The following is an 11,927-nucleotide window of genomic DNA, read 5'->3' as shown; positions in this document are numbered from 1 at the left end:
ATGTCGAACTCGCAGACGGTGACCGCCGAGCCTCGACCCGAGGTGAGCGAGCTGCCCATCGTGTCGGTAGTGATCCCCTGCTACAACTATGGGCGATTCCTCGCCACGTGCGTGCGCAGCGTCGTGAGCCAACAGGGAGTGCGCACACGCGTACTCATCATCGATGACGCCTCGCACGACGATTCTGCCCTGATTGCCGTGGAGCTCGCGGTGCAGTATCCGAACGTCGAGGTGGTCGTGCACCCGCAGAACAAGGGCCATATTGCGACCTACAACGAAGGCCTGCTGGAGTGGGCTTCCGGAGACTACGTCACGCTGTTGTCGGCTGATGACGAACTGCCGGCCGGTTCGCTGGAGCGCTCGGTGCGGCTGATGGAGGCGAACCCCGGGGTCGGCATGGTCTACGGCGGCATCGAGGAGTTCGGTGAGGGCGCGTCGCCCTCAAGCCCGGCGCCGCGCCGTCGCCCCACGGCGATCGTGTACTCCGGCCGAAAGTGGTTGCGCAAACGGTGCCGGGAAGCCGTGAATGTGGTGCCCACCCCCGGAACCGTGTTGCGGACTCAGGTGCAGCGCGCGGCAGGGGGCTACGACCCGCTGCTGACGCACGCCGGCGACTTCGACATGTGGTTGCGGGTCGCGCTGGTCGCCGACATCGGGTATGTCGGCGGGCATCCCCAGGGACGCTATCGGATTCACGGCTCGAGCATGAGCCAGGGCGTCTACCAGGAGTCGTGGGCGGACGTCCGCCAACGCAAGCTGGTCTTCGACAGCCTCTTCACCAACCATGCTGGTGAGCTCACCCGAGCGGGGATCGATCCCGCTCCCACCTATGCGCGCCTAGCCGGCCATCCGTTGTGGTGGGCGTGCCGGGAATACGAGAAGGGCAATCCCCACGCGACCGCCGTGGACGAGTGCGTGGCGTTTGCGACCGAAACGTACCCCGGCGTCGGATCACTGCGGCCGTACCGGGCGCTCCGCAGGCGACAGAGATTGGGTGCCGCGTTCTGCCACCGCACCCAGATATTCGTGGGAACGGCCATCGTCCGGCGGCTGCTGAACAGGTACTGGTGGTTCCGATGGAAGAGATTCGGCGGTTGAGACATGGAGGTTGGGACATGACGAATTCATCGGCATCCGCATCGGCACTCGGATCGGCACTGACGCGCAGGACGCGCCATATCGGATCACGCGTCGCCAGGGCTGTCGGCATCCTTCGTCAGGATGGTCCTCGTGGCCTCGCCCAGCGACTCGCGCGCATCGCCTATAACCGGCTGGGCGCCGCGAGCCTCGAGGAGCTGCTGCTCGACGGCGACGTCGTCGATTCGACCGAGCTGAGCCTGACATTCCCGGATCGCCGTCCATCGCCGGCGGAGCCACTCACCATCGGGTGGGTGATGTCGCCGCCGAGCGCGGGCTCAGGCGGTCACACGACTTTGCTCCGGATGGTCCGCGCCCTGGAGGAGGCGGGTCACCGGTGTGTTCTGTTCCTCTACGACCGCCACGGCGGCGACATTCGGGCACACGAGCGCGTGATCCGCGAGTGGTGGCCCGACCTTGATGCCGAGGTCCGCGATGCCACCCGGGGGATCGACGGGGTAGATGCCTGCGTTGCCTCGTCGTGGAACACGGCTCACGTTTTGGCTCGCCGTGGCTCCCCCATGCGGCGGCTCTACTTTATTCAGGATTACGAGCCGTACTTCTACGCGCGCGGCGCGATGTATGTGTTGGCCGAGGACTCCTACCGCTTCGGGTTCCGGTGCATCGCCCTGGGCGAGATGGTGGCCGAGCTGCTGCGTAGCGAGGTCGGCGTTGTGCCGGACGTCGTCGAGTTCGGCTGCGACACCACGGTCTACCGCCAGCTTCCCGGCCGTGAACGCACCGGAGTCGTGTTCTTCGCCCGTCCAGATGTCCCGCGACGCGGCTACTGGCTGGCACGCCTCGCCCTGCACCGATTCCACGAGCTCCACCCCGAGGTCCCGATCCACTTCTACGGTTCGACGGTACGCGGGCTCCCGTTCCCGGCGACGCAGCACGGACGGCTGAGCCCGGTCCAGCTCAACGAGCTGTACAACTCCTGCATCGCCGGGCTCGCCCTCTCGTTCACGAACATCTCCCTGGTGCCGGAAGAGATGCTCGCGGCGGGCACGATTCCCGTCATGAATGACTCAGCGCACTCACGGGTCGTGCTGCAGAACGAACACGCCGTGTGGGCGGGCGCGACTCCCGACGCGCTCGCGGCAGCGCTCAGCGAGACGGTGGTTCGTGCCGGCGTCGCGGAACGTGCGCACGCGGCATCCGAATCGGTGCGCGGCGTCGGCTGGGCCGGAGCGCAGGCGCAGATCGTGCGGATCATCGAGGACGAGGTGTACGCGACCGAAACGTCGGTGCGCGAGAGCAGCGTGCGCAGTGACTAAGCAACCACAGCCGGTACCCGTGCAGGATCCTCCGTCCATCGGACGACAGGCGGCGGCGGGAGTGATGTGGCTCACCATCCAAAAGTGGGCGGTTCGGATCACCGGGTTCGTCACGATCGCGGTTCTCACCCGATTCCTCAGCCCGGAGGATTTCGGCACCGTGGCCGCCGCATCCACCGTGCTCCCGTTCTTCTACCTGCTCGCCGATCTCGGGTTTGCCGCGTACATCGTGCAAGCGGACAAACCAGATCGCCGGATGCTCAGCACCGGGTTCTGGTTCTCACTGGTCGCCGGCATCCTGCTGACCGTTGTCCTCGTGCTGAGCGCTCCGCTCGTTGGACTGGTGTTCCGTTCCGACCAGATCGTTCCGGTGATGCAAGTGCTCGCGCTCGCCGTGGTGTTCACGGCGACGGCATCCGTTCCGATGGCGTTGCTGCGCCGGGAGATGCGGTTCCGGGTAATCGCGGTGCAAGCGAGCATCGCTGCCGTTGCCGCCCAGGTAGTAGCCATCGCGATGACCGTCACCGGTTTCGGCGTCTGGGCGCTGGTCGGTCAGACACTGACCGCGCTCCTATTGACCGCCGTGCTCGCCTGGGTCGCCGCCAGATGGCGCCCATCATTCGTCTTCTCGGGCAGCGAGTTCGTCATGATGGCCCGCTTCGGCAGTAAGGTGCTCGCCGTCGAGTTCGTCGCCATGGTCCGAGCGTGGGCGGAGGCTGCCATCATCTCGGGCACGCTCGGCTTGGCCGCGCTCGGCTACCTCAATATCGCGCAACGGCTGGTGCAAATCGTGCAGGACCTCACCGGCGCTGCCCTCGTGCCGGTCTCCACCGTCGCATTCGCCAAAATCCGCGATTCCGCCGATCGCCTGCGCAGCGCCTATGTCCGCGCCCTTCGGATGACGTACGCGGCGCTGTCGCCGGTGCTGGTCGTAGTTGCCGTGGCCGCGCCACTGATCATCCCGATCATCTTCGGTGACGGCTGGGAGCAGAGCGCGCAGGTCGCCCAGGTTCTGGCGCTCGCCGGACTGATGGTGGTGAGCGCGGCCCTCGACCACGGCCTGTTCTACGGACTCGGCAAGCCCGGCCAGTGGCTCGTCTACGCGGTCATCATCGACCTGTGCACGGTCGCCGCCACCGCGATCACCGTGCAGTGGGGGTTGCACGCCGTCGCCTACGGCTTCCTCGTCGTCGCAATCTTCGCCACGGCCGGTCGGTGGTTCCTGGTCGCGAAACTGCTGCGAGCATCCCCGAGGACACTGGCCGGGCCGTTCGGCTTCCTCGCCGCCGCGGTCCTGGCCAGCGGTGGAGCCGGCTGGCTGGCACTGGTCCTGTCGCCCGGTCTGCCGCCCATCCTGAGGATTGCACTCATGGGCATCGCCGTGCTCGTGGTGCATCTCGCCGTAGTGCGCCTGCTTGCCCGGCAGGTCCTCGACGAACTGACCGGCTACCTGCCGCGATTCCGCCGGGCGACCCGGCACCGCATCCCGTCACCGTCGAAGGAGCGCTCATGAGCCGCAAGAAGACCTCCCCGCACGTGCTGATCATCGTGCAGAACCTGCCGGTTCCGCTTGACCGCCGGGTCTGGTTGGAGTGCCAGGCCCTGATCGCGCGCGGCTACCGCGTGAGCGTGATCTGCCCGAAGGGGCCAGGTGACCCCGCTCGCCAGCACATTGACGGGGTAGATATCTACAAGTACCCGCCGGCGCCGGAGGCGAAGGGGCTGCTCGGCTTCGTCTGGGAGTTCGCGTATAGCTGGATCCGCACCGCGCTGCTGTCGCTGACGGTGCGGCGCAACCGGCGGTTCGACATCATCCAGGCGTGCAACCCGCCAGACACGTACTGGCTGCTCGCGCTGCTGTGGCGGGCGTCTGGAGTGAAGTTCGTCTTCGACCACCATGACCTCAACCCTGAACTGTTCATCTCCCGGTTCGGTGAACCGCGCGGCGGGTTGAAGGCGCTGGAGTACCGCGGCCTGCTCTGGCTGGAACGGCGCACCTTCCGCGCCGCGCACCGGGTCATCTCGACGAATGAGTCGTACAAGGCCGTCGCGCTGCGGCGCGGACGGCGCAGCCCCGACGAGGTGACGGTGGTGCGCAGCGGACCCGACACCCGGCGGATGCGCCCGATCTACCCCGACAACCCGCGCCCGGCCGACAGCATCAACCTGGTCTACCTCGGGATCATGGGCCCCCAGGACGGGGTCGACCAGGTGCTGCTGGTCGTCGACGAACTCGTGCACCGCCGCGGGCGCGACAACGTGACCGCGACCCTGCTCGGCTTCGGCGACTGCTTCGAGGACCTCACCCGGCAAGCCACCGCCCTCGGTCTCGACGAGCACGTGACCTTCACTGGCCGGGTAGACAAAGTGGCCATTGCCGAGCACCTCAGCCGAGCCGATATCGGCCTGTGCCCCGACCTGAAGACACCGCTCAACGACGTGTCGACGATGAACAAGACGATGGAGTACATGGCGTACGGACTGCCCGCCGTGTCGTTCGATCTGGTCGAGACCCGCGTCTCGGGAGGAGACACCCTGCTGTACGTGCCCTCCGGCGACATCGCGGCGTTCGCCGATGCCGTGGAAACGCTGATTGACGACCCGGCGCTTCGCGCAGAGCTCGGGCGGAAGGCGCGCACCCGGGTGGCCACCCTGATGGACTGGCGCCCACAGGCCGAGGCGTACATCTCGGTGTTCGACGAGCTGTCCGGGTACTCGACGCCGGGACATCCGGTTCCCCCGACCGCTGCCGACACGGCCGACACGGACCCAGAAGGTCGACGCTATGTCGACCTCGACGACACTGACGAGTTCGATCGCTATCTCACCGAGCGCAGCGCCGGAGCCGAGCGGAGCACACGATGACCCCGACCAGGACGAACTTCCATCACCTGCTCAGTCAGGCGGCCACTGAGACTCCGGATGCCCCGGCGCTCAGCTACCGCAATTCGACGCTCAGCTACGCCGAGACCTGGCGGATGGTGTGCGCCGCCACGGCGCAGCTGCTCAGCGTGGGGCTTGAGCGCGGCGACCGGGTCGCGATCTATCTCGAGAAACGGTTCGAGACCGTCGCGTCGTTCTTCGCTGTCTCCGCAGCAGGCGGCGTCTTCGTGCCGATCAACCACGTGCTCAAGGCGACCCAGGTCGGTCACATCCTGGGCGACAGCGGCGCCACGGTGCTGATCACCTCGGCCGACCGGCTCGCTCAGCTGTCCCTGGTGCTGCCGGACACCGTGGTCGCGCACGTCATCGTCGTCGGCGACCCGGTGCCGGATCCCGCCGCATCGTGGCGGGTGCACCGCTGGCCGGACGGCGAAGCGACCGCTGGCGACATCGCCCAGTCGCTCGCCATCGACCTGGACCCCGCCGCGATCCTGTACACCTCCGGCAGCACCGGCAAACCGAAGGGTGTCGTGCTCAGCCACCGCAACCTGATCGTCGGCGCCGAGAGCGTGAGCACGTACCTGCAGAACAGCAGCCATGACGTCATCCTGAGCGTGCTGCCACTCAGCTTCGACGCCGGCCTCAGTCAGGTGACCACGGCCTTCTCGGTCGGTGCCCACTGCGTGCTGATGAACTACCTGCTGCCGCGGGAGGTGCCGAAGCTGTGCGAGCAGTATGGCGTCACCGGCCTCACCTGCGTGCCACCGCTCTGGCTACAACTGGCCGACCTGGACTGGCCGGAGGCCACCGCGCGTCGGCTGCGTTACTGGGCCAATACGGGGGGACGGATGCCGCGGACCACCCTCGATCGACTGCGCAGTGTTTTCGGCGAGGCCGACCCGTACCTGATGTACGGGCTCACCGAGGCGTTCCGCTCCACCTACCTCGATCCGTCCGAGGTCGATCGGCGTCCGGACTCGATCGGCAAGGCCATCCCGAACGCGGAGGTCCTGGTGCTGCGCCCGGACGGCACGGCGTGCGAGCCCGGTGAGTCGGGTGAGCTGGTGCACCGTGGCGCGCTCGTCGCACTCGGCTACTGGAACGACCCGATCCGCACCGCCGAACGGTACCGGCTGGTGCGCCATCCCGACCAGGAGTGGCGGTCGCCGGAGAGAGCCGTCTGGTCGGGCGACACGGTGGTGGCCGACGACGAGGGCTTCCTGTACTTCGTGGGCCGCACGGACGAGATGATCAAGACATCCGGATACCGGGTGAGCCCGAGCGAGATCGAGGAAGCCGCCTCCAGCACCGGCCTCGTGCGGGACGCCGTCGCCATCGGCGTCGATGACGCGGCGCTCGGCCAACGGATCGTGCTGATCGTCACGCCGACCGCCGCCGAACTCGACACCGCGCTCACCGCCGCGCTGACGAGCGCGCTCACCGCGGCGCTCAAGCAAATCCTGCCGCTGTACCAGGTCCCCTCACACATCCACGTGCGCGACGAACTGCACCGGTCGCCGAACGGCAAGTACGACCGCACCCGTCTGATGGCCGAGGTCACCGGATGAAGCCGCACGAGCACATCGCCGGATTCGGCACGACCGATGGCGAACTCCAGATCGGCGGCATGTCGCTGACGAGGCTCGCCGTCCGGGTCGGGTCGACGCCGTTCTTCGCGTACGATCGCGGTCTGCTGGATGCGCGGGTGGACCGGCTGCGCGCGGCGCTGCCGAGCAGAGTGGAACTCAGTTTCGCGATGAAGGCGAACCCGATGCCCGCCGTTGTGCAGCACCTGGCGGCCCGGGTAGACCGGATCGACGTCGCGTCGGGTCTGGAAATGCAGACCGCGCTCGACACCACGATGCCCGCTGGCAAGGTCAGTTTTGCGGGCCCGGGCAAGTCGCCGGCGGAGATCCGGCAGGCAGTGGCCGCCGGGATCATCGTCGAGGTCGAGTCCACCACCGAATTCGGCCGGGTGATCAGCGCCGGCAATGAACTCGGGCTCACCCCGAACGTCGCGGTCCGCGTGAATCCCGACTTCGCGGTGAAGGGATCCGGCATGCGGATGGGCGGCGGACCGCAGCAGTTCGGTATCGACGCGGAACTGGTGCCCGACGTGCTGCGCGACTACGCCACCGCCGGCGCGAACGTGCTCGGCTTCCACGTGTTCGCCGGCTCCCAAAACCTGAACGCGTCGGTCATCGCCGAGGCGCAACGGCGCACCGTTGATTTGGTGAGCGCGCTCGCCGAACACCTGCCCACCCCGGTGCGCTATCTCAACCTGGGCGGAGGGTTCGGCATCCCGTATGTCGACAAGGACCAGCCGCTGGACCTGGACGAGGTTGCCGCCACCCTGCACGAGCTGGTGGACGGGCCGATCGCGCGGCGGATGCCTGAGGCCAGCCCGGTGATCGAACTCGGCCGGTACCTCGTCGGGGAGTGCGGTGTCTACGTCACTCGAGTGCTCGACCGTAAGGTCTCGCGCGGCAAGACGTTTCTGGTGGTCGACGGGGGAATGCATCACCAGCTTGCCGCCTCCGGCAACTTCGGCCAGGCCATCCGCCGCAACTATCCGGTCGTGGTCGGCAACCGCGCCGCGCTCGCTTCCGGCGAGAGGGCCACCGTCGTGGGATGTCTGTGCACCCCGCTCGACCTGCTCGCGGATGACGTGGAGCTGCCCCCTGCGGAGATCGACGACCTCATCGTGATCTTCCAGGCCGGGGCGTACGGCCTGACCGCGAGCCCCACCGCATTCCTCGGGCATCCGCCGCCGGCGGAGGTGCTCGTATGACCAGCACTCGTGTGAACGGTCCTCATCTCAGCAGTCCTCGTCCCATCAGTTCTCATCGAAACCAGGAGCCAGCATGACCGACACCCTGAACGCCGTCCGCACTGTTCTGATTGACACCCTCGAGCTGCACCAACGCCCGGAAGACCTGCAGGAGGACACTGCCCTGTTCGGCTCCCTGCCCGAACTCGACTCGTTCGGTGTCGTGCACCTCGTGGCATCCCTTGAGCAGCACTTCGATATCACGGTCGACGACGACGAGTTCGGTGCCGAGATCTTTGAGACGGTGGGCACGCTCGCCGGATTCGTCGATGCCAAGCTCGCCGCAGCCTGACCGGAGCGGCCCGCAGGGCGCCCTGCCGGGTTTCATCGCGACGGGCCGCGACGCCACACCGCTCGACGGGATCCTGGGAACTCACGACAGCGTCACCGCCATTGTGTGCGGCCCGGCGATACTGCATTCGTGGCAGCTGGCCTCGCTCACCCCGTCGACTCCGACCCTCGCGCTCTCGCGCGTCACCAGGACCGATCGTGGAGCCGTGTCGACCGCAACGATCGCCGACGGCATGCGTGATGATCCTGCGGCGCTGACGCGCCTGCTTCCGCCGTTCGCCGCGGTACGTGGCGACGAACACGGGGTGAGGATGGTTGCCGACTCTATGGGGTTCCGGCAGCTCTATCACAGCGTCCCGGATCACGCAGACGCTGCGGTGCTCTCGACATCAGCCCTGTTTGCCGGCTGGGCCCGGTCTGCCGAACTCGACCCGGCCGCGGTCGCGGTGCAGTCGTTGCTCGGCTGGCAACTTGGCCAGCGCACGCTGTTTCGCGGCGTCGACAAGCTCGCCCCCGGGGCGATCGCCACCCTCGACGCGGACGGAGTGCACGTGAGCGCCACAGAACGCGCCCCCGAGGCCGCGATCTCGCTCGACGAGGCTGTGTCCCTGGCCGCCGCGCTGCTGCGCACTTCACTTGAGGCGGTACTCGACGACCACCCTGATGCCGTGCTGCAGCTCACCGGCGGACAGGATTCCCGCATCCTCCTCAGCGCCATCCCAGTCACTCGTCGGCGCGGGCTGCGGGCGATGACGCTGGGTGCAGCCGGAAGCGGGGATGTCACCGTCGCCGCGCGGCTCGCCGAGCGATACGGGTTGCGGCACGACGTCCACGGCCTCCGGGCTCTCGACGGGCTGAGCGCCGTAGACGCGTGGGAGCTGTCGTGCGAGGCGGCAATGCGGCTGGACGGCATGGCTGATCCCATCGCGCTTGCCGCGCTCACCGTCGCCGAGGGTAGCTTCGACCAGGGTGTGCGAATTTCGGGGCTCGGCGGTGAGGTCGCGCGCGGGTTCTACTACGTCGGAGCGGTGCACGATCGGCCGTTCACACGTAAGGATGCGGAGCAACTCGCTGCCTGGCGCATGTTCGTCAATGAAGCCGTCGAACCGGGCATGCTCGACCCGGAATTCTCGCCATGGGCCCGCGCGACAGCCAACGACGAGGTGGCCTCCGCCCTGTTCGCAGCAGGGAACGAGTGGTACCAGGCCACGGATGACCTGTACCTGCGGCACCGAATGCAGCGTTGGGCGGGGGTCACCGACACGGCCGTGGGGTCGAAACGGGTCGTCATCAACCCGATGCTTGCCCCGGAATTCCTCAGCATCGCCGCGCGGCTGGCGCCGGAGGACAAGGCACACTCACGCTTCCTCGCCCGGCTGCAGATGGAGCTCGACCCCGAGCTAGGTCGGATTCCCCTCGAGGGCCGCCCGGCCCCGATCGCGGCCGCCTACCCGAACCCGTGGTACTCGATGATCGGCACCATGACAACCGGCCGCCGCCTGGCGGGCAAGGTGCTTCAACGAGTTCGACGAGGCAATCGGCCTCCGGCCGGGGGGTCAGTTCTCGCCGGAAAGGTCGTCGAGCACTGGCGGGAGCATTCCGACGTGGTGTCGTCGGCACCGCTCGCGGCGTTTATCCGAGCCGACTGGATCGATGGCGTGATAGACGGACGGATCGAGCCGAGACCCAGTTCGGTGGCCTTCATGACAAACCTGATCGTGGCGAGCGGGGCGTTGGTTCCGCGCGACGATCGAGCGGAACGGCTATAACGCAATCCCCGCGTGGTCCCTTGACGTGCTGGAATACGTCAGTTGTAATTGCTGTGTGCCTCGAACGGGGGGCAGAGTTTTCGCACTGCGGTCAGTCGCCCGGTATCACCCGGCCGGGCGGAAAATCTTTGAGTTCCAGGACGAGACAGGATATTCATGCGCCCCGCCCGACTTCACCCGCGCCCGACAAATCTTCGCCGCGTTGCGGCCATATTCGCTGTTGTTCTTGCCATGAGCGTCGCGACCGGTTCCTGGACGCTGAGTCCTGCCATCGCGGCAACCGACGGCACGATCCTCGGTAGCTCCGCGCCGCTTCGCCTTGTGCAGCACGCGGATGCCAGCGGGGTCGAGGTCGGCACGCGTTTCAGCGTTCGCGTGAACGGCACCGCCACCGCAATGCGCTTCTGGAAGCCCAGCGACGCGGTCGGAGCCCACACTGGAACGCTGTGGACCGCGCAGGGTAAGCGGCTCGCCACCGCGACATTCCCGGGCAAGACCGGGTTCGGTTGGCAGACCGCTCGATTTGACCGGACAATCGACCTGAAAGCCGACCAGACGTATGTCGTCTCATACTTTGCCCCGAAGGGTCGGTATGCGGCCACGCACAACTACACCAGCAAATCGCTCTCGTCCGATCTGACGATCAGGGCGGGAGCGGGCGTGTTCGCGTACTCGTCGACGACCCGGTTCCCAACCGATACCTACCGCAACAGCGTGTACTGGGTGGATGTGGCATTCACGGCCAACTCCACACCGCGCCCCGGTGACCCGCCGACCACGCCACCTGCACCCACACCGACCCCGTCACCGACGGCGACGCTCACACCGACGCCGCCACCTGCGACGAAGCCCGCTCCGACGCCGCCACCCGTGACCACGCCGACTCCAGCGCCGCCGGTGACGCCCGCTCCGACGCCGCCACCCACGTCCGCTCCCGCACCCCCTGCGCCCAACCCCGCCGTGGGATTCCCCTCGGCGACCACGACAGGAGTGCCCGCAGGGACAGCGCTCACCACCTACACCGGGCCATGCCGGATCACGACGCCGGGCACCGTGATCGACGCCAAGGTGGTGTCCTGCGGGCCGCTGCGGATCGACGCACAGGGAGTCGTGATCACGCGCTCGCAGATCAACGGCTTCGTCTACACCGACGACAGCGGCACCGGATCCTTCGCCATCAGCGATAGCCAGGTTGACGTGGGGGCCCGGATGGGCACCGGCATCGGCGACGCCCACTTCACGGCCACCCGCGTGCACGTGACCGGCGGCAATCGATCCGTGAATTGCTTCCTCGACTGCACCGTCGCCGACTCCTACGTGCACGGCCAATTCCGCGACGACACCGGGCGCGCACATGAATCGGGAATCCGGATGGGATCGAACTCGGTGATCCGCGGCAACACGATCTCCTGCGATGCCCCCGATGTGGAACCGGAGGCCGGATGCTCGGCAGCCCTGACCGGTTACGGTGATTTCGCCGCTGTGCGGAACAACACCATCGACGGCAACCTGTTCATCGCCGGATCCGGCGGCTACTGCGCCTATGGCGGTTCGTCGTCGGGAAAGCCGTTCTCCAGCGGGACCAGGGACATCCGGTTCACCAACAACGTCTGGCAGCGCGGCCAATCCGGCAAGTGCGGCTTCTGGGGGCCGATCACCTCGTTCGACTCCAACGCGCCAGGCAACCTGTGGAGCAACAACCGCTGGGAGGACGGAACCCCCATCCGAGCCGCGAACTGA

The 11,927-nt window shown here is 67.4% G+C and carries 9 protein-coding genes; all 9 read left to right on the top strand.

What is annotated here, in order from left to right:
- The 9 genes from HCT51_RS16605 to HCT51_RS16565 all read left to right on the top strand — a co-directional run bounded on the left by HCT51_RS16605 (position 1) and on the right by HCT51_RS16565 (position 11,927).
- Positions 1-1,098, top strand: coding sequence for a glycosyltransferase family 2 protein (locus HCT51_RS16605; RefSeq protein ID WP_166874796.1), 1,098 nt, complete (start codon positions 1-3; stop codon positions 1,096-1,098).
- Between the two features lie 17 nt (positions 1,099-1,115).
- Positions 1,116-2,414: a rhamnosyltransferase WsaF family glycosyltransferase gene (locus HCT51_RS16600; RefSeq protein ID WP_224760551.1), complete on the top strand. Its 1,299-nt coding sequence runs from the start codon at positions 1,116-1,118 to the stop codon at positions 2,412-2,414.
- On the top strand, positions 2,407-3,927 hold the full coding sequence (locus HCT51_RS16595) for a lipopolysaccharide biosynthesis protein (protein WP_224760550.1): 1,521 nt from the start codon (positions 2,407-2,409) through the stop codon (positions 3,925-3,927). The genes HCT51_RS16600 and HCT51_RS16595 overlap by 8 nt, the downstream gene beginning before the upstream one ends.
- On the top strand, positions 3,924-5,279 hold the full coding sequence (locus HCT51_RS16590; protein WP_166874799.1) for a glycosyltransferase family 4 protein: 1,356 nt from the start codon (positions 3,924-3,926) through the stop codon (positions 5,277-5,279). Before HCT51_RS16595 ends, HCT51_RS16590 begins: the two co-directional genes overlap by 4 nt.
- Positions 5,276-6,865, top strand: coding sequence for an acyl-CoA ligase (AMP-forming), exosortase A system-associated (locus tag HCT51_RS16585; RefSeq protein ID WP_166874802.1), 1,590 nt, complete (start codon positions 5,276-5,278; stop codon positions 6,863-6,865). Before HCT51_RS16590 ends, HCT51_RS16585 begins: the two co-directional genes overlap by 4 nt.
- Positions 6,862-8,088, top strand: coding sequence for a pyridoxal-dependent decarboxylase, exosortase A system-associated (locus HCT51_RS16580; RefSeq protein ID WP_166874805.1), 1,227 nt, complete (start codon positions 6,862-6,864; stop codon positions 8,086-8,088). The genes HCT51_RS16585 and HCT51_RS16580 overlap by 4 nt, the downstream gene beginning before the upstream one ends.
- A 73-nt stretch (positions 8,089-8,161) precedes the next feature.
- The gene (locus tag HCT51_RS16575) at positions 8,162-8,419 is read left to right on the top strand and encodes an acyl carrier protein (protein WP_166874808.1); all 258 of its coding nucleotides are present in this window, start codon (positions 8,162-8,164) and stop codon (positions 8,417-8,419) included.
- Positions 8,397-10,187 carry an adenine nucleotide alpha hydrolase family protein gene (locus HCT51_RS16570; RefSeq protein WP_166874812.1) on the top strand — a complete coding sequence of 597 codons (1,791 nt, stop codon included), beginning with the start codon at positions 8,397-8,399 and terminating at the stop codon, positions 10,185-10,187. Before HCT51_RS16575 ends, HCT51_RS16570 begins: the two co-directional genes overlap by 23 nt.
- Positions 10,188-10,418: 231 nt before the next feature.
- Complete coding sequence (locus HCT51_RS16565) at positions 10,419-11,927, top strand: DUF4082 domain-containing protein (protein WP_166874816.1); 1,509 nt, start codon at positions 10,419-10,421, stop codon at positions 11,925-11,927.

This window comes from Salinibacterium sp. ZJ450 (genome assembly GCF_011751885.2).
Taxonomy (GTDB): domain Bacteria; phylum Actinomycetota; class Actinomycetes; order Actinomycetales; family Microbacteriaceae; genus Ruicaihuangia.
Note: the sequence above shows the minus strand (reverse complement) of the source record. Positions and strands in the feature narration are given on the sequence as shown.

Coding starts and splice junctions, on each gene's coding strand:
- HCT51_RS16605 (WP_166874796.1), top strand. CDS start 1: ATGTCGAACTCGCAGACGGTGACCGCCGAGCCTCGACCCGAGGTGAGC.
- HCT51_RS16600 (WP_224760551.1), top strand. CDS start 1,116: ATGACGAATTCATCGGCATCCGCATCGGCACTCGGATCGGCACTGACG.
- HCT51_RS16590 (WP_166874799.1), top strand. CDS start 3,924: ATGAGCCGCAAGAAGACCTCCCCGCACGTGCTGATCATCGTGCAGAAC.
- HCT51_RS16585 (WP_166874802.1), top strand. CDS start 5,276: ATGACCCCGACCAGGACGAACTTCCATCACCTGCTCAGTCAGGCGGCC.
- HCT51_RS16580 (WP_166874805.1), top strand. CDS start 6,862: ATGAAGCCGCACGAGCACATCGCCGGATTCGGCACGACCGATGGCGAA.
- HCT51_RS16575 (WP_166874808.1), top strand. CDS start 8,162: ATGACCGACACCCTGAACGCCGTCCGCACTGTTCTGATTGACACCCTC.
- HCT51_RS16570 (WP_166874812.1), top strand. CDS start 8,397: ATGCCAAGCTCGCCGCAGCCTGACCGGAGCGGCCCGCAGGGCGCCCTG.
- HCT51_RS16565 (WP_166874816.1), top strand. CDS start 10,419: ATGAGCGTCGCGACCGGTTCCTGGACGCTGAGTCCTGCCATCGCGGCA.